The organism is Sphingomonas cynarae (genome assembly GCF_039537815.1).
Lineage (GTDB): Bacteria > Pseudomonadota > Alphaproteobacteria > Sphingomonadales > Sphingomonadaceae > Sphingomonas > Sphingomonas cynarae.
The window spans coordinates 82,731-99,515 of record NZ_BAABBF010000008.1; the positions used below are offsets into that span (position 1 = coordinate 82,731).

The 16,785-nt window shown below is 60.2% G+C and carries 16 protein-coding genes; 10 read left to right on the top strand and 6 right to left on the bottom strand.

What is annotated here, in order from left to right; all coding sequences use genetic code 11:
- Window positions 1-235 precede the first annotated feature (235 nt).
- From ABD719_RS15515 to ABD719_RS15545, 7 genes are all read left to right on the top strand, one after another.
- Window positions 236-1,183, top strand: coding sequence for a hypothetical protein (locus ABD719_RS15515; protein WP_344694268.1), 948 nt, complete (start codon window positions 236-238; stop codon window positions 1,181-1,183).
- On the top strand, window positions 1,180-1,914 hold the full coding sequence (locus tag ABD719_RS15520) for an ATP-binding cassette domain-containing protein (RefSeq protein WP_344694269.1): 735 nt from the start codon (window positions 1,180-1,182) through the stop codon (window positions 1,912-1,914). Before ABD719_RS15515 ends, ABD719_RS15520 begins: the two co-directional genes overlap by 4 nt.
- A 98-nt stretch (window positions 1,915-2,012) precedes the next feature.
- Complete coding sequence (locus tag ABD719_RS15525; RefSeq protein WP_344694270.1) at window positions 2,013-3,416, top strand: hypothetical protein; 1,404 nt, start codon at window positions 2,013-2,015, stop codon at window positions 3,414-3,416.
- Between the two features lie 1,243 nt (window positions 3,417-4,659).
- Window positions 4,660-5,181 carry a hypothetical protein gene (locus ABD719_RS15530; protein ID WP_344694271.1) on the top strand — a complete coding sequence of 174 codons (522 nt, stop codon included), beginning with the start codon at window positions 4,660-4,662 and terminating at the stop codon, window positions 5,179-5,181.
- Between the two features lie 492 nt (window positions 5,182-5,673).
- Window positions 5,674-6,914 (top strand): IS3 family transposase gene (locus ABD719_RS15535; RefSeq protein ID WP_344694272.1). Its coding sequence is split into 2 segments (ribosomal slippage): window positions 5,674-6,018 and window positions 6,021-6,914, totalling 1,239 coding nucleotides; the frame shifts between segments, so codons are not numbered across the junction.
- A gap of 327 nt (window positions 6,915-7,241) precedes the next feature.
- Window positions 7,242-8,249: a TraB/GumN family protein gene (locus tag ABD719_RS15540; RefSeq protein ID WP_344694273.1), complete on the top strand. Its 1,008-nt coding sequence runs from the start codon at window positions 7,242-7,244 to the stop codon at window positions 8,247-8,249.
- 176 nt (window positions 8,250-8,425) lie between these two features.
- Window positions 8,426-8,824: a hypothetical protein gene (locus tag ABD719_RS15545; protein ID WP_344694274.1), complete on the top strand. Its 399-nt coding sequence runs from the start codon at window positions 8,426-8,428 to the stop codon at window positions 8,822-8,824.
- A 230-nt stretch (window positions 8,825-9,054) separates the two neighbouring features.
- On the opposite strand, the gene ABD719_RS15550 is transcribed toward ABD719_RS15545, so the two are convergent.
- Both ABD719_RS15550 and ABD719_RS15555 read right to left on the bottom strand, forming a co-directional pair.
- Window positions 9,055-9,255 carry a helix-turn-helix transcriptional regulator gene (locus ABD719_RS15550; RefSeq protein ID WP_344694275.1) on the bottom strand — a complete coding sequence of 67 codons (201 nt, stop codon included), beginning with the start codon at window positions 9,253-9,255 and terminating at the stop codon, window positions 9,055-9,057.
- Window positions 9,243-9,731 (bottom strand): hypothetical protein, encoded by a 489-nt coding sequence (locus tag ABD719_RS15555; RefSeq protein WP_344694276.1) that lies wholly within the window; start codon window positions 9,729-9,731, stop codon window positions 9,243-9,245. The genes ABD719_RS15550 and ABD719_RS15555 overlap by 13 nt, the downstream gene beginning before the upstream one ends.
- 424 nt (window positions 9,732-10,155) lie before the next feature.
- Here ABD719_RS15555 and ABD719_RS15560 point away from each other — a divergent pair, with 424 nt between their 5' ends.
- Window positions 10,156-10,524 (top strand): DUF4304 domain-containing protein, encoded by a 369-nt coding sequence (locus ABD719_RS15560; RefSeq protein WP_344694277.1) that lies wholly within the window; start codon window positions 10,156-10,158, stop codon window positions 10,522-10,524.
- Between the two features lie 150 nt (window positions 10,525-10,674).
- Here the strand turns inward: ABD719_RS15560 and ABD719_RS15565 are convergent, their stop codons facing one another.
- On the bottom strand, window positions 10,675-10,899 hold the full coding sequence (locus ABD719_RS15565; RefSeq protein WP_344694278.1) for a hypothetical protein: 225 nt from the start codon (window positions 10,897-10,899) through the stop codon (window positions 10,675-10,677).
- 504 nt (window positions 10,900-11,403) lie between these two features.
- Between ABD719_RS15565 and ABD719_RS15570 the strand changes: the two genes are divergently transcribed.
- The gene (locus ABD719_RS15570; protein ID WP_344694280.1) at window positions 11,404-11,814 is read left to right on the top strand and encodes a hypothetical protein; all 411 of its coding nucleotides are present in this window, start codon (window positions 11,404-11,406) and stop codon (window positions 11,812-11,814) included.
- Between the two features lie 604 nt (window positions 11,815-12,418).
- Here the strand turns inward: ABD719_RS15570 and ABD719_RS15575 are convergent.
- Both ABD719_RS15575 and ABD719_RS15580 read right to left on the bottom strand, forming a co-directional pair.
- On the bottom strand, window positions 12,419-12,790 hold the full coding sequence (locus tag ABD719_RS15575; protein ID WP_344694281.1) for a hypothetical protein: 372 nt from the start codon (window positions 12,788-12,790) through the stop codon (window positions 12,419-12,421).
- A gap of 136 nt (window positions 12,791-12,926) precedes the next feature.
- Window positions 12,927-14,720: an ABC transporter ATP-binding protein gene (locus ABD719_RS15580; protein WP_344694282.1), complete on the bottom strand. Its 1,794-nt coding sequence runs from the start codon at window positions 14,718-14,720 to the stop codon at window positions 12,927-12,929.
- Between the two features lie 240 nt (window positions 14,721-14,960).
- On the opposite strand from ABD719_RS15580, the gene ABD719_RS15585 reads away from it, so the two are divergent.
- Window positions 14,961-15,671, top strand: a complete 711-nt coding sequence (locus tag ABD719_RS15585) for a GNAT family N-acetyltransferase (RefSeq protein ID WP_344694283.1) — start codon at window positions 14,961-14,963, stop codon at window positions 15,669-15,671.
- A gap of 177 nt (window positions 15,672-15,848) precedes the next feature.
- Here ABD719_RS15585 and ABD719_RS15590 read toward each other — a convergent pair whose 3' ends face one another.
- Window positions 15,849-16,781: an alpha/beta hydrolase-fold protein gene (locus ABD719_RS15590; RefSeq protein WP_344694284.1), complete on the bottom strand. Its 933-nt coding sequence runs from the start codon at window positions 16,779-16,781 to the stop codon at window positions 15,849-15,851.
- Between the last annotated feature and the right edge of the window lie 4 nt (window positions 16,782-16,785).

Sequence of the window (16,785 nt, forward strand, 5' to 3'; positions counted from 1 at the left end):
AGATAGCCGACATTGTGCAGCGCGAGTGCCTTTCCTGTCTGAGAGCGGCGGGCACGCAGGCCTCGGCCCGCTCGGAATGAATGGTGCAATGAGAATATCGCGGTGGTTTTCGGGCTGCGCATCTTGGCTTAATCACTGCGACCCGTAGAATGCTCATATGGTACGAGCATTACCGGGCACACCATCGACAGGGGTAGAAACCAGCCGTCTGTTTCTTCAGGATCGGCTGATCCTCTTGAACACAATCCGCGCAACGTTCGCGGGCTGGCACGACCGGATAATTGCCGCGCTCATTCTGCTGGCTATACTGGTAGTCGTCCATGCATGGTTCGCCGATCGGCTCTGGATGAGTGCTGCATGGGCGGCTCTTTCTGGCAGCATGGCGATCGGTATGGGGGCGGGGCGCCTCGTCGCGACGCGCCTCGCCTTCCACGCCTCCGACGGGCTACTTGCTGCCGATGCCCTGCACCCGAAGTCGCGCTGGCGCTACATGACGGCATGGCACAGCATCGGAATGGCGCTGCTGGCCGTGGTGGCCCTGATCGCACGTCCCTCGCTGCTGCTAGTCAGCATGCCAGCCTATCTTGCCGGAGTGCTGGTTGCCCGAATGACCGGTAACTTCGGAATGCCGAGGCGCATTGCCGGCCTCACGCGACCCGCATGGGTGCTTCAGGCGTGGTCGCACCCCCCGATCAGCGGGGTGGTCGCCGCAACGGTGCTGCTCGTGCTGTTGCTACCTGCGCGCACGCTGGGCATGAATGCGCTGTTCGCGATCGCTGGCATCGGGACAGTGCTGCTCATGCTGATACTGATCAGCGTCGATGACGCTGTCGTCCGCTTCATGACGGTCGCCGGCCACGGACCGCGACGCATCATTGTTCACCACGCCAAGGGGGTGGCGTCATTCCTGGCCATCGCGGTACCGGGATGCTGGGCCTGCCTCGGTCCGATCGCGAGCGGCATCGTCGCCGCCACGGGTGGCTCAATGCTGCTGCTCCTGACGCTGCGCATCCTAGCCTATCGGCTGCATGCCAAGCGGTTTGCCGATTTCCTTGTCTCCATCCTCGCGGCATTGCTCTTGCTGGTCGCCTACTCAATGCCCGTGGCTTTGCCCGTCATCATGATCGCCGTGCTCTGGCAGTTGCAACGCCGAGGGCGGACGAAGACGTGGCTGCTGGCATGAACCTCGCCATCGAGCTGACAAGCGCAACTGTTGAGCGGAGCGGATGGCGCGTCGTGCAGGATGTCGATCTGACCGTCTCATCCGGATCATGGTTCGGCCTCATTGGTGCCAACGGATCGGGTAAGACGAGCCTGCTTAGAGCGCTTGCCGGCCGGCTGCCCTTCGCCAGCGGATCATGCCGGGTGACTGGCGAGGAACTGGTCGATGATCGTGCTGCCCGCGCGTTGCGTTTCGGCTTCTCGCCGCCGGCCGACAAGCTGCCGGATGCGTTGCGTGGACGCGACGTTCTCGAACTCGTTGGTGGGAGCATCGATGATGTTCGTTCCCGTCTGGGAAAGCTGGACAAAGCGTTGGGTCTTCCTCCGCTCCTCAACTCCTGGATCGGGGACTGTTCTGCAGGCATGCGACAGCGCATTGCGGTTGCCGCAGCGTTTGCAGGTGGTCATCCGCTCGTGGTCTTGGACGAACCGTTCAACTGGCTCGATCCCGTCGCAATCTTCGATTTGCGCGAAGCCTTGCGCGACAAGGTCGATAGCGGCCTGACGCTCATCACTGCCCTTCATGACCTCGGCACGCTGGCATCGGCGTGCGATACCGGGCTCATGCTCGCCGATGGCAAGGTTGCGTTGGTGTTGGACGAGGACATGTTGCGGGCAGCCGCCAAAGATCCGCAAGCCTTTGAACGGCAGACCATCAACCGCCTGCGATCCGGATCGACCGCGCATTTTTAGGTCAGGTTCTTTCCGAGAAATGACGGCGGGAATAGGCCCGAAAACGTTCGCTCAGCAGTGTCGTTTGCATACCGGTTGTTCTGGCGTAACATCTTTCGATGCTGCCCGCCCGCGTTCGCTCTATCTGTACGGTCATCAGCCTGATCTTTCTGTCGAGCGGCTGCGCGGATGCAACGCCTGCTGGCAGTTTGGCTGCGCGCGCGGTTGCTGAGGCGAAGTCGATGCCAGATGGTCGGGAGCGCGATGTCGTTCTTCGTGAAATCTCGCGCAACCTCCGCCATGCCGACCGTGACCATGCCATTCAAGCGGCTGCTGCTATGTCTGAGGATTACGAGTTGCGGACGTTTCGCTCCGGTCCCGACAGGCTGACCCATCAGGTTCTACCGCAACAAGGTGAGCAGAACAGCAAGCGCCATGCTTGCGAGCGGTTTATCGAGGGACTGAAGCCGCGAAGTGCAATTGCCGGGTACGAGCGGCGTATTCGCGATTGCTTCTCGATAGGTGCGCCTCCCGGCATTGTTCCGGCCTCAATCCCGCCATTCCGTCTGATATTGATAGCAGCGGATGCGCTACCGCCTGGACCGACCAAGGCGCAGCTTCTCTACATGGCAACATGGAGGCGCGTGCCCGAACGTCCCGCTGGCGGCACGGCCGACGCGGTACGTCGATTGCGTCGGTTGGTGCCGCTTCTTGATGGCGACACGCAGCGCCGCGTGACCGAGCAACTCGACACGATTGAGGTCGATCTGATCGAGGGCAGGCCGGATGACGCCATCGCGCGAGTGCGGCAGGCCTTTGCCAAGAAGCAAGCCGATGGTGAGATGATTTCGCCGGAACCAGCGGCCCAGGCGCAAGGCCTTATCGCCGATTTTCTCAAAGCGCGTGACCTTGACCGCGCCATGACGGTGACGAACCTGCTGACCCCATCCTCTGAGTGCACAATGGTGGACGATGGGCTGACAGGTGTTACTGAATGGGTCCTCCCGACGCAGGACAGCACGGCAGTGGCCGCCTATATCACCCGGCTTCAGGCGTCAGGATCGTTGGCGCGGCTATGTCCAAAGGGGTTGGGCGACGAGATCGCCGCAGACGTTTGGCTCCATGCCGGTGAGGATGGCAAGGCTATTGATGCCGCGACCCGATCGGGCAACCCACTGGTTCTGGGAAAGACGCGACTTTCGATTATCGAACGGCGCATGCAAGCGGGCGATGCGGCTGGCACAAGGTCGACGCTGCAGACGGCAGCCGCTGCAGTTCCCGCGTTGGACACCGGTAACCTGTCCGACCGTAACGCGGCGGCTAGGCAGCGCCTTCAACTGATCCATTTCCTTGCCAAAGTCGGAGACACCGAAAACGCCGAGCGGCTTGCCACTGGTTATCCCGGCCCCGCATGGCGCAGTTTCGCATACTCCGTTATCGTCGCGACGATTAACCGCGATCGTGCCGGGCCCAATTGGGGCGGCCCGTTCCTCGATATTCAGGAAGTTTCGACTAAACACTGAGAATGGCACGCCAACTCTGGCTGTAAATGAGGCTCTAGTGCGCCGACGTAGACCTAGAGGGGTCAGCACATAGGACGGCCTCAGGTATACGGTTAGAGCCATGTCGTAAAACCTATATACTTAGGTTTCCGCATAGTCAGCCAATTCGACTGGGTTTGTCGCTTACAACAGACGGAGATATGGTGTCGCTTTGGTTGTCTTGGCAGCGACTGCCGAAAATCATGTGTTTTCCGATAGTCGGCGTAAGCGTCCGGACTGCCTTGTTCCCCGAAAACTGCCGTTCGGCTCTCGCGCAAACATAGACGCTCATGTGGCCTATCTCGGCCACCGAAAGCAGCCGTTCGGTCAGTGCAATCTTTCCCGCTTTTCCCCACGCCGCTTTCGGTCCAAGACGAGCGCGGAAGCATGGGAAGCGGGTTATGAGCGGCATGATAAAGTTCGGCATCATCGCAGCTAGCTTGTGCCTCACGGGCTCACTCATGTGGGGCGCCGCAAATCTTGCCATGCTATCCACGCTTTGGTTTGGTGAGCATCCAGACGCAGCAAAAGCCATGCGACTTCTCCCGGTGCTTGTGCTGCCTATAGTTGCGGTTGTCATTCATCGTCGGCGCTGCCGCGCGACGATGTCAGCTTTATAAGGTGAGCTAGCGCAATCCCGCCTTCCCCTCTCTCGATCCCATTTGAGGCGGCGCGCGCAATCTCGCTAGCCGTTCCTTTTCGAGAAAGCTGCCGTTCCGCTGCCGCCCAATCCCGGCCATTCATCCTCGCAACTTCAACCCCAATAGCGGACGATGCGAGAAGCTGGCATCTTGGAGCAATGAACCACGCAGGTGAGCCAGTTCGACAGTTCGTCTCTCCGGACGGCGTGATGCGATACTCAATCCGTGAGCGTAGAGATGGCTTGTTTCAGATTGTGCATGATGGCGCGACGCTGCCTGACGGGTCACAGCCATACTATTTAGTAGATCGCATCGTCAGCGGCATGTTCGCTACAGCCGATCTGGCTGAGGAAGAGATGCAACGCCAAGCTTCCGGAGCGTGGGTACGCGACCGTTGACGTAGGAACAGTGCTTGCGCGAGAGCCTAGTGAAAGGCGCCGGCCGAATTTCCACTACCTCACGACATTTCCGGACGGGAAAGCGGACCGACGGGAAGCACGCACTTGCGGACGTTTGCACATCACGTGCATGTAAAGCTACGAGTGCTGCCGTCATCGGTCATCGCTCTGTTAAGGAGACAAAGGGTGACCAGATATGCGATCACGGTAACGCGCACGCTATCAGCGTTAATGATGGTATTTCATATGTATCCGGCAAGTGCGTCTACTATAGACTTTGATTGCGATGTTCCAAAGAATCACTACTCTTCGGTAACACAAGACATAAATGGGCCAATATCGGTCAGCGGTATTATTGAACTCGTGGAAATGCGATCAGGTGATAACCTACCCCTTGCGGGCGTGCGTTTTGTTAGCGCCGATGGCCTGATCAGCACTGGATTCCGATTAATGGCTTCATCGGAACATGCGAAGCAGTTTGACATCAAGCTCAACACAAAAAGTGGAGAATCATTTAAAGAGATATTATTAGGACAAGTAGATGTAAAAGAATCAGTGCCTTTCACGTTTTCTTTGTCGCAAGCTGGAAAGGTCGCCATAAATATAGGTGGAATAACTTTTGGGGCAGATTTCATTCCAATCGTGGATGGCAAGGAGATGGCTTACTGCTCAACTGCACAGTTCAAATTTACTAAATTACTTTTCTGAGGTGCTGCACCGACATCGTCCTTGTCGCAATGAAAGCCGCCTCTTCAAGAGCATCTATGTTGCTTGCCAGTGGTCCACCATGCGTGACAATGAAGATCGGCAGAACGGATGCAAAAGCCGCCTAGCGGAAAGCGCCCAATACCGGACGAGCCGTATTGCTGGTATGCACGCAGGGATTGGAGGAACGCCATGAGTCGAAGCAACATCTTTAACGGAATATCAGGCGCGTTTTGGGGCCTCACATTCCTACTGATTGGATGCTCATTTTTCGTTGCAAACGTCGGCGGTTATAATCTCACTCGCGCTTTCCTTGCAGTCATGGCCTCCTATTCCATTCTCGGACTTGTTTATGGCGTATGGGCAGCGCGAAGCGCTGTGATGCAGTCAAACGTCAGCTAAACTAAACGCGGACCACAAGGTGTGCGGTACGACCGCTGAGGTGGCCCCCTAATTGACCTGACAGGATCTCGCTCTTGGATAAGAGTGAGGCATATGACTGACGGTACGACCAGGCGTTACAATGATGGCGAGTTCCTTTCCGGTGTGCAGCGCCGGAGGCGGTGGACACCGGAGGAGAAGGTCCGGATCGTCGAGGAGACGTATCTGCCGGGGATGAGCGTGTCGCTTGTTGCCCGCCAGCACGGCATCAGCGGCAGCCAGGTCTTCACGTGGCGCAGGCTGATCAACCAGGGCGCGTTGACCGCCGCGGCAGCCGGCGAGGAAGTGGTGCCGGCGTCAGAGTACCGGGCGCTGGAGGCGCAAGTGCGCGAACTGCAGCGGCTGCTGGGCAAGAAGGCCATGGAGAACGAACTGCTCCGCGAAGCCGTGTCCCGGGCCGCAGGCCCAAAAAAACTGCTGCTGCGCTCTACCTCGTTGCCGAGGGATGGTCTGTGACCAAGGCAGCCGACGCGCTCGGCATTGCCCGCCAGCATCTGTCCGCGATGCGCAACAGACCGCCTCCGCGACCGCGTGGACGGCCGCCGCTGCCGGACGCGGAACTGGTCGCCGACATCCGGTTGCTCGTCGCCGATCTGCCGACCTACGGCTATCGTCGCGTGCATGCTCTGCTGCGCCGGCAGGCCGAAAAGACCGGGCGCGCAGCGCCCAATCCAAAGCGCGTCTACCGCGTCATGAAGGTGCATGGGCTGCTGCTCCGGCGAGATGGCGAACATCGCGAGGAACGGCGTCACGACGGCCGCATCGCCGTTGACCAGCGCAACACGCGTTGGTGCTCCGACGGGCTGGAAATCGCATGCGACAATGGCGAGAAGGTCCGCGTCGCCTTCGCGCTCGACTGCTGCGACCGGGAAGCGATGGGGCATGTGGCAACGACGGGCGGCATCACCGCCGAGGACGTGCAGGACCTGATGGTCGCCACCGTCGAGCACCGCTACGGACCCGTGAACCGCTTACCCAAACCCATCGAGTGGCTGACCGACAACGGCAGTTGCTACACCGCCCGTGACACCCGCACCTTCGCCCGCGATATCGGCCTGCTGCCACGCACCACTCCGGTCAGCAGCCCGCAGTCGAACGGCATGGCCGAGGCGTTCGTCCGAACCCTCAAACGCGACTATGTCCGCGTGAACCCCAGGCCGGACGCTCAGACGGTCATCGAGCAGCTGCCAGGATGGCTGGCGCACTACAATGAGGTGCATCCGCATCGCGCCTTGGGCTATCGTTCACCCCGCGAGTACATCGCACAAACCCGCGAGGCCCCGTCAGGCCTTTAGGGGGCAACAACAACCGCACCTCACCAAACCCAGACATGCCACTGTCGCTAAACTCGGCACTTTTGCGATATGGCACCGTCGGTAGCTAAAATCGCCGGATAGGCAGTCGCCCATACCTGGTCACAGCAGAGGAAGTTCGCGAGTCGCGGACGCCAATATCGTGACCTAGGGATCTGACCTTCGTAGGCTCCCGTGAGCCGGCAGAAGGTTCAAGACTGATCGACGTCGCCCTGCTGTAAACGGTCGTTGTGCGTATTCCGGCATAGCAAAGTAAAAGCTCACAGCCCCGTTTCCGACATAATGGCACGGCAGAAGGCAGCAATGAGATTGGGATCACTTTCAAGACTCGTCACTCAAGGCATCATCGGTGTCAGCGTGATGTTTGTCCCGGTCATGCAATCAGCGGCGCAGACGCCTTCCGCTGCTCTGTCGAACCCGACCGCCGAAGACATCGTCGTCGTCGCGCAGCGCAGCGGCATTCCTGTGTGGCGCGTGACGGGACCGCGAACGACGGTCGTGCTGGTGGGATCGATCGGTCGCGTCGCCCCGGGTACCCGATGGGACCCCGTGTCACTGGACGCCGCGCTCGCCAAAGCGGACCGCGTCATGTTTCCCGAAAAGATGGATATCAGTCTCGGGCTGTTTTCCTTCATCGGCGTTGTCGGCAAATGGCGCAAGCAAGCCTCCCTTCCCGATGGTCAGACCTTGCAGGCGATGACAACGCCGGCGCAATGGGCGCGGCTCGTCGCCTTGCGCGATCGAGGCATTCTGAAACCGGGCTTCGAGCGCAAGCATCCCTACCATCTGGCGATGACGCTGAACGGCCTGACCAGAGACAGGCGGAAGCTCGACCCTGGCGCAGACGCCTATGTCCGCCGCTTCCTTGGCAAGAACAAAGCTAAGCAGGTCGCCCTAGAGCAAGGCAACCTCAAGGATGTCACGGCCGAGTTCTTCGGGTCGGCTTCGCGCACGCACGTGGCATGCCTGATGGATGCCGTGACGCTGGTGGAGACCGGAGCAGCTGGCATCCAAGCCCGTGCGAGTGCACGCGACGCGCGATCGGCGGCTTGGGCGGCACGCCGCATTCCCGACGCTCTGGCCGCCAGGGCGGATAATGGGCAGCGATCATGCTGGCCTAGGGGCAGCCGCCTGGAACAGGCGCGTGATGCGTCGCTAGGCCCAAAAATCCACAGTCTGATGAACAGTCCGCAAGTGACGCTCGCGGTGATGTCTCTCGATACGCTGGCAGAGCCCGGCGGTGTGCTGGACGATCTGGTCGCAGCGGGGTTCGACGTCCGCGGCCCTCGTTGGAAGCGACAGGACGCCACACCCTGACGGCTTGGACGCCGACGCTTTCGGCAAGCCGCCTATCGTAGCGAGTGCCAAGTATAGTTATCGCAAAAAGGGATATAGCGCATGAAAGGTCGCACATGGAACGGTGTTGCAGCGCTGCTGGCGTTTATCGGCTGTGCGCTGCCATGAATCGGACTTTTGGATAGCGAGGGCAATCAATGTCGTTGTGGCTGATCATTGCGTTGCAAGCAGCGCCAGCAGGTCCGGACCTCGGCACTTTCGACTTGGCACATTCGCCAAAGCCACTGTCCCTGTCGATCTTACCCGGCTGTGATAGCGATGGTTCCCATGATGACGAAATTGTCGTCTGTGGTCAAAAGCGCGATCAGTACCGATTGCCGCTTCCGACTGAGCGCGCTCCCCCAACGGGTCCAATTCGAAGCGATGCGCAGACTGGCATGGCGGCGCTAACACCGTCTGGCCGCTGTGGCATTTTTGCCGGTGAGAGGCGTTGCAACAAAAGGGAAGCAGCCAAGTATGGTTACGGCAACGGGCGTGATCCAATTACGCTGCTGTCTCGTCTTGCCCAAAAAGCTGTTGATCCCGACGCTGACTGACGCCGACGTGACCTGTTGTATTGCGGCCATCACGGTATTAATTCCTGAAGACGCCAGACCGTTTTGATCACTTCCGGGCAAACCAGATTCGCAAAAACGACGACATATGCGACGTCCAAAGCTTAAGACATGCGCGCCGACGACACGGCGGCAGTTGCCTACATGAAGACACCAAGGTCAGCAACGTGAACTTCTTAGAGTGGCCATTCGTCCAATAGGATTCTTGCCTGTTAATCTGCTAAAGCAAATAGTTCCTCAACTGAGGTTTCAAACGACTTTGCGATCTTCAAGGCCAACGATAGGCTAGGTTCGAACCGGCCGGTTTCGATCGAGTTGATTGTTTGCCGTGAGACGCCAACCTGCGATGCAAGCATCGCTTGTGTCAGTCGAGCTACCGCCCGGCGTTCGGGCAACCGTGTTACGATGCCCATTGGCGCGCCGCTACGCAGCCGAAGACGGTCGTCAACATCGTGAAAAGCATCAGCGGCATTGGTGGTTGAATAGAAGCGGCTAAACCAACCATATCAAATAAGCCCCAGATCGTCAGCGCAACCGCAGTCCACGCACCGCCCATCCCCAGTGCGTAATTTTGAATGCGATGGAATAGCTCATCTTGTCGTACGCTCAACCGCCACCATAGGATCGCCGACAGCAATCCAAAACCAACAACCCAGAACGCGACCCATGGCGAAGCACTGTCGACCGCAGCGGCAGGCATAGTTGCGGTCGTGCCTGCCGCTTTCATGCCGAACGACAAGCCGATCCTATAACCCAGGTCGCTTGTCCATTTCAGCAACGGACCAACGGCAATCAGAGCACTTGCGATGCTGCTAATCGCCAACCACCGGCTTGAGCGATCCAGTGCCTTCCAGTTGAACCATGTGCCACCGTGCGTGAATTCGTACATCGCCGATCTCCCTTGCGCGATGTAAAACATACGCGACATTATGAGTCAAGCATACTTGTCATTCCTGCTGCGGCAGTCTGCATGTCGGTTGATCACAGGGGACGGCCAATCACTAACCTCACATGATTCTGAAAAACGATCGTGATTGGTACGGTTGGGGCACTTAGCGTATGACCCCGAACATCCTTTGGCTAATTCCCTCGAAGGTCTGCTTACAGCAGACTAACGATCGAAAGAGGCCGGCCCGCTTTCCACTAGTTATCGCCGTTCCAGCGACCGGATGTACGGAAAACCCGGTCTCAATTACAACTGTGCGACAAACAGGTGTTTCACGACACGGTTTCGGCGCGCAGTAGGCCTTCAAAAGCAGCCGTTCCGCAGTCGCCCAGTTGCGGACATTCGCAAGATCGGGTTGAAAGGCTCCATGCTGGACGCGACGACCATCGACGAAGCCGCTTTGCGGCGCGGGTTTAAGCGCAAGGGAAAGACGAACTGGGTCCGCCGCACAGCGGAATTTTTACAGCTTGTGAATCTACAAGGGTCGGCGTGGTCAAAGGACCAGAGCTACATCAACTTTGCGCTTTGGCCGATCGCACTCGGGGAACCCGCCACGGTTGCCGAGAGCAAGTTCATGTTCCGCACCCGAGCCGAAAACCTTGGAGCGACTGATCCTGACGCACTCTTTGACGCGGCGGATCGACTGCAATCGCTTGAAGATTTGCGGGCCGTGCTAACTGCTGGCAACGCCTCAGGCCTCGTCAGCGTGGAGTTACGCCGCCTGCTGGACGATTAAGCTACGTCCGCTATTCCACCAGTTGCGGACGGTCCGCGTTCCGCACAATATCGTGAGATGACGCCGCCAAATAACGACAGGCCACCCTCGCAGAAGCGCATTGGCGGACGTGTCAGGGTTAGGTCGGAACGCGCGAGCGATGCTGCGCGGCTATTCGAAGCACACGGTTTCGCGCCGATCCACGTCGAGCATCAGGATGACGGCGACGTTTCTTTCTGGTTCGGTAAAGAGGCAGATAATGTGCTCTACTGCATCGCTACCTGCATCCCGCGTGAGTTTTATGCCGTCCAAGGGGTTGTGATAGGCGACAGTCTGCCCTTCTCGCCGGGGACCAGGAACGGCGGCTAGCCACCAAATCACGACGTTCAACGGCATCAAGCGGCCCCCTAGAGCCAGGTGAACGGCAACTGCTGGGTTCAGAGGCTCAAGCGTTGATTGCAGCCGTACGATTTCAGCGTCATGATCAATGCATGAAAAGGACGCACGACAGGTTTTTTGCCCTTGCCTTGGTGGGCATGTGCACTTCGGGTTGCGCACACCGTGAAAGCAAAGAAAACCTAGAATTGTTGGCGGTGCAATTTCAGCACAGCGTCATGGATCTCCTACCTGTACCGCCTGCTCAGAAAGCGGACCAAGTGGAGGCCGCCCCGCAGGATCAGCCACTCACCCAGGATAAGGACGCCTGCGACCCCGTCGGTTGCGGTCGGCCGCTCCGCCTCAAGCATATTTCTTTAGACCGCGTCGCTAACTGAACTGGCGCCGTCGATGACTTTACTAACGGCCTAGCGTGTCGCTGGCTGCGCCAGGAGACGGGCAGGAAGCTGCCGGACAGATCGCGCCCGGTAGCGGACGTGCGCTGATCGGATTACGTAATGGCCGATGATCCAGAATAATGAGCTACGCCGAAACTGGCGCATAAACTGGTTGAGAAGTGTGCAAGAAGTCGCGGACTGCGCAACGCAGGAGCGTATGTGGCTCGACAAAGAAAACACCAATCCGCATTTTTCCTTCGTCGAGTATCTATGCTGCTACTTTAACGGTCTCAGTCTTGAGGACGGTTATCGGCGGGCGGTAAGTGGCGGTCTGCTGACCAGCGGAGAGGCAAAAGCTGTTGCCGCGTTTCATGGCATATTTGACGCTTATCGTCCTCCGAACGGTGATTACGATCACGAGGCCATTCTTGCTGATCCGAAATGGAATGACGTCGTGCTTAAGGCGCAGCAGGCGCAGGCAGCCCTATTGGACATAATCGACGACACAGATGAAAGGCTGTCTCTGACGGAGCCGTAAGCGAACGTCGACTTTCCACCACATCCGGTCTTCCCCTGTTGCCTAATTGCGGACACTGCCGGGTTGGCTAATGTGCACTGATGAAGTTGCTCCCTATCGTGATCGTTTCGATGATGCCGATACCATGCATGGCTGTGCCTACCTCGGACCCGGTAGGTAGCCGCAGACGGCAGGCCGTCGAACAATACGCAGACCCAGCGTCATGCCTAGCGGCTCTGGACGAGTGGGTTCGATCCATCCGTGAAGAGGAGCGAGGCAATCCCACCCGCCCGCCAAGTACGTGGCGATTGAACGGCCCACAGCGCGCTGGCAGCAGCATCAGCTACGACCTTACCCGCATTGCCGTGCAGGACTACGGCACGAACCGGCATACCGTGGCCTATATATATGTACGCTCGTGTGACGGGCGGGCGATGACGGTCGTGGCAGATGGCTGGGTGACCGACGATCTACTGCCGCCATCATTGCCGTGATGCGTTGCAGCGCGCTTCGAATGTCCGCTATCCACCACGTCGTGCCGTTCCGGCAGCTCCGAGCCGACCAAATTACCCGAAAGCCGACGGACCGCTATCGAATAGGAAAGCTGCCGGACGGCTCCCGCCCATCAGCCGACATTCGAATGCAGTGTGGCGGTTACGCTGGCGGCTTCGAAACGCATGTCGAACCATTCTGTGGTGATCCGGTAGCTGTCCGTATCGGCGCTGACTTCGATACTTCCAAGATCGAGGGAACCGTCAGGATCGTGCAAGACCGATGGTCGGGCCGCCCCGTGCACGTCCAGCGGTCGGAAGCCTGCGACGCGTATTGAACCTTCGCGATAGCAGTGCTGCTCGTCGCCGCGCGGCGGCTCAAACAGCGGGTGATCGCGGGCAAGGACGAATAGCGCGCGCAACTCCATGGCTCCGTCAATCACCCCGAAGCCGAGGAAGAAGCTGTCCTCCAAGTAGAGGTGATCGAACCCGGTCAGCGTTGCCATGCAGCGCCGAACCTAACGCTTCTTCGCAGCGGGGCAATGTCGGCTTTCCACCACATTCAGACGTTCCGCCGGTAGGAAATCGTCGACATACCCGACGCCCAAACCTCCGCATTTTCGCGATAGGCAGCGCCAAGCGTTACACTGCAATCGCCGGCGCTGCTGTTCCCGCCTGCCGCTCGAACAAGCGGCGATAATGTCCGTCGTCCGCTCGCAGGAGAGCGTCGTGCGTGCCGTCTTCAACAATCCGTCCATTCGCGAAGACGAGGATCCGATCCAGTGCCCGGACCGTCGATAGCCGGTGCGCGATGACGATCGCAGTGTGGTTCACCATCAGCCGCTCCATGGCCTGCTGGATCGCCGCCTCGGATACGGAATCGAGGCTGGAGGTGGCCTCGTCCAGGATCAGGATCGGTGCATCGGCGAGGAAGGCGCGGGCGATCGCAACGCGCTGACGCTCACCCCCCGACAGCTTCACCCCGCGCTCGCCAACCGGGGTGCGGTACCCCTTGGGCAGCGCCATGATGAAGTCGTGCGCGTTGGCTAGCCGCGCCGCCTCCTCGATCTCCGCCTGGGTCGCATCGGCTCGGCCATAGCCAATGTTCTCGGCTAGCGTGCGGTGGAACAGCACCGGCTCCTGCGGCACGATGGCAACCTGCTTGCGGAGCGAAGCCTGCGTCGCGTGCGCTACGTCCTGCCCGTCGATCGTCACCCGGCCGGCATCCACGTCGTACAGGCGCTGGATGAGTTTAACGAAGCTGGTCTTGCCCGACCCCGACGGTCCCACCAGTCCGACGCGCTGCCCGGCCGGGATGGTCACGGCCAGATGCTCGTAGAGCGGCCGGTCCTGTCCAGCATAGCGGAAGGTCACGTCCTCGAGACGGATCGTACCGGCTTTGATCGCGATCGGACGCGCATCGACGCGATCGGCGACGCCGAGCGGTTCGTCGTGGAGCGCGACCAGTTCCTCCATCTCGTTCACCGAGCGCTGGAGCTGGTGGACGTACTGGCCGATGTCGCGGAGATAGCCGTTCAGCACCAGATAGCTGGTCAGGACATAGGCCATGTCCCCGGCGCTCGCCCGCCCGCGTGACCACAGCCATAGCGCCGCGCCGGTGGCAGCGATGCGGATCAGCCAGAGCAATGCGAGCTGCCCCGATCCCGCCCAGGTGAACGCCATCCAGGTCCGCCGCGTGCGCCGGTGCCACTTGGCGACGGTCCGGGCCAGCAGCGCTTCCTCGTTTTCCTCGCCACCGAAGGCCTTCACGACGGCGTTGGTGCCGATCGCATCGGCCAGCACGCCGCCCATCTTCGTATCCCACTGGTTCGACAGCCGCGCGATCGGTGCCAGCACGCGGGTCGCCAGCCCCACCGTCAGCACGATATAGGCGAGCGCGCCGATGCCCATCACCAGCCCGAGCAGCGGCCAGTGCGCCGCCAGCAGGATCACCGTCCCGACCAGTACGGTCAGCGATGGCAGCAGTGAGAGCAGCAGCACGTCGTTGAGTGTGTCGAGCGCCCACATGCCGCGCGTGATCCGCCGCACGGTCGAGCCGGAAAAGGCGTTGGCATGCCAGTCAGTCGACAGCCGCTGGACGCGTGCGAACGCCTCCTGCGTCACGTCGCGCATCATGTTGAGCGTCAGCGGCGTGATCGCCCACCAGCCGAGATGGCGCAGCACGACCATCGCACCGCCAAGCGCCGCGATGGCCGCGAACGCACGCCAGGCGGGTCCTGCATCGCCGCTGCCGACGGCATCGATCATCCGCCCGGCATAAAGCGGCACGAATACCTCGGTCAGGGTGCCGAGCAGCATTGCTGCAGCACAGGCGGCTGCCAGTACCGGTGCGCGTGCCCAAAGCCGGAAGGTGAAAGCCAACACCTTGCGCAGCACGGAGACGCGGGGAAACAGGTCTTCGTCGTCGTCAGTCATGGAAACATCACCACGCGACTTCGCGTGGCCCTCATATCAGCGATGATGGGTATCGGTCGTGTTCGTGACCGGAAGCGTCAGTGGCGCAGAAGGATGCTGCCGACCCAAATCACTCCACGAATGGGCGCGGTATGATCGGTCATCGTGGCCCTCCTTTCGTGAATCGCTGGACGGCATCGCCGATAGCCGATCGCCTCGGCGAAAACTACCGGCACCGCATGCACGGTGCTATCGTGCGCCATGACCGGCTTCCCGCGCGCAATCCTGGATTATTGGCTCGAAGCATTCGACGGCCGCCGCGTCGATATGGAAGGCGATGTCACGCTGACGGTGGTACCGACCCTGAGCCCCAGGCGCCCGGCGATGATCTTGGAGGGGCAGGATGGTTCGACGCGCGCGGCCCTTACGCCCGAACTGGCCGAAGTGATCGGCATCGATGCAGCGGGAATGATGACGGTCGCGGGTTTGCGCGATCGATTGACCGGAGCGGGCGTCGTTTTCCACGATCCCGATTTCCTGTTCTACCTTGCTGGCGATACGGCATCAGCAGCTGATCAGTCGAAGGCGTTACGTCAACTTACTGACGCTGACCGCGCGGCATTCGACGCCTTTCAGACGGAGGCGTCGGAGCAGGATCTGGAGGACGCCTATGTCGAACTCGATCACTGGGCCGTCTTTGGTTGCTTCGATGGCGATCGCCTGGTCAGCGCTGCCAGCGCGCTTCCATGGCAGAACAGCCGGATCGCGGACCTCGGCGTGCTGACGTTGTCCGATGTCAGGGGCAAGGGCTACGCGCGCGCCGTCGTGGAAGCGATCAGTCGCCACTCGCGGCAGCAGGACTATGAGCCTCAGTACCGCTGCCAGCTCGACAACCATGGTTCCGTCGCTTTGGCAAAGGCGTGTGGCCTGACGCTGCTCGGCGAATGGATAGTGGCATCGGATGCTTCCTGAACACAGATAGGTAGCATAAGGGCAGCAGTTTTCAGCGGGCCGCTTTCCCGTCACGACCTGACCATTTTTGAAAAGCCAATTGGGAACGGATTCTGAGAAAACGGCCCCTGCTGGTGGAAGTGCAGCGATCACACCCGCTTGGGTGGTCTCGTCGCAGCTTCCCAATCGGGAAGGGCGTCAGGATGAAAGGAATGCTGCGAGCGATGCTGCGTCCGTAGCACAGTGCCCGCCATAGAGCGGATGCCACTCCGTTTTGACGCCATGCTTGCGCGCCCTGTCGACAAGCCGCTGCGTGCCCTCGAAATTGCCGTAAGTGTCATACAGGCCGTTTGACAGATACAGCGCCGGATAGGCCGGACCAGCCCGCTCGATCAGCGCGAGCGGCGAGACACGCTGCCATTCGACGTCGTTCGCCGCATATTTGCGCGCCATCATCCATACGCCAAAGATGATCTCGGGGTTCGCACCAGTGCGCTGCATCGTCGTGCGGATCGTGGACAGCGAGGCAAAGGGCGAGGTCGCATATACGCCGGGGCATAGCGCCGCGACCTTGGCGAACCGCAATGGATAGGACAGGCCGGCGATCAGGACGTTGAGGCCGCCCATCGACTCGCCCATCAGCAGACGACGACGCGGCCGCCCAATCTTCGCCTCGATCGCCGGCAAACGGGCCATCAGATCATCCAGCAGCCCGCTGTCTGGTTTCTCCCCTTTCGGCGTCAGCAGCCAGGTCGAGCCATAGGATATTGTCACAACGGTGGGAGGCAGCTCGGGGCGGCGCTGCCATTCCGCCTGGATCAGGGCCGTCATGTAGGTGTCGTCGTTCCAGATGCGCTCGTCGAGGTTGCGACCGTGCATATGGTAGACGACATCGCCGTTTGTCCCCCGCCGGTCACGATAGACGCAGTAGCGGAGCGACCCGGACATGCCGCACGTTTCCTCCGCCGGGTGGAACGACACCGTTTGAGCGCCCCGGGTTCGAGTAACCTCGCCCCATGCATAGTAGATCAGGGCGGCGAGGAGCGCCGCGATGAGCCAGTACCGGTAGGGCCGTGTCATCATCAGCCGGACGGTGTGACGGAGCTTGCTGGCAGCAGTGGAAGCCGACATGCGA

Coding starts and splice junctions, on each gene's coding strand:
- ABD719_RS15560 (WP_344694277.1), top strand. CDS start 10,156: ATGCTGGACGCGACGACCATCGACGAAGCCGCTTTGCGGCGCGGGTTT.
- ABD719_RS15520 (WP_344694269.1), top strand. CDS start 1,180: ATGAACCTCGCCATCGAGCTGACAAGCGCAACTGTTGAGCGGAGCGGA.
- ABD719_RS15555 (WP_344694276.1), bottom strand. CDS start 9,731: ATGTACGAATTCACGCACGGTGGCACATGGTTCAACTGGAAGGCACTG.
- ABD719_RS15550 (WP_344694275.1), bottom strand. CDS start 9,255: ATGGGCATCGTAACACGGTTGCCCGAACGCCGGGCGGTAGCTCGACTG.
- ABD719_RS15545 (WP_344694274.1), top strand. CDS start 8,426: ATGTCGTTGTGGCTGATCATTGCGTTGCAAGCAGCGCCAGCAGGTCCG.
- ABD719_RS15575 (WP_344694281.1), bottom strand. CDS start 12,790: ATGGCAACGCTGACCGGGTTCGATCACCTCTACTTGGAGGACAGCTTC.
- ABD719_RS15590 (WP_344694284.1), bottom strand. CDS start 16,781: ATGTCGGCTTCCACTGCTGCCAGCAAGCTCCGTCACACCGTCCGGCTG.
- ABD719_RS15570 (WP_344694280.1), top strand. CDS start 11,404: ATGATCCAGAATAATGAGCTACGCCGAAACTGGCGCATAAACTGGTTG.
- ABD719_RS15565 (WP_344694278.1), bottom strand. CDS start 10,899: ATGCCGTTGAACGTCGTGATTTGGTGGCTAGCCGCCGTTCCTGGTCCC.
- ABD719_RS15525 (WP_344694270.1), top strand. CDS start 2,013: ATGCTGCCCGCCCGCGTTCGCTCTATCTGTACGGTCATCAGCCTGATC.
- ABD719_RS15585 (WP_344694283.1), top strand. CDS start 14,961: ATGACCGGCTTCCCGCGCGCAATCCTGGATTATTGGCTCGAAGCATTC.
- ABD719_RS15580 (WP_344694282.1), bottom strand. CDS start 14,720: ATGACTGACGACGACGAAGACCTGTTTCCCCGCGTCTCCGTGCTGCGC.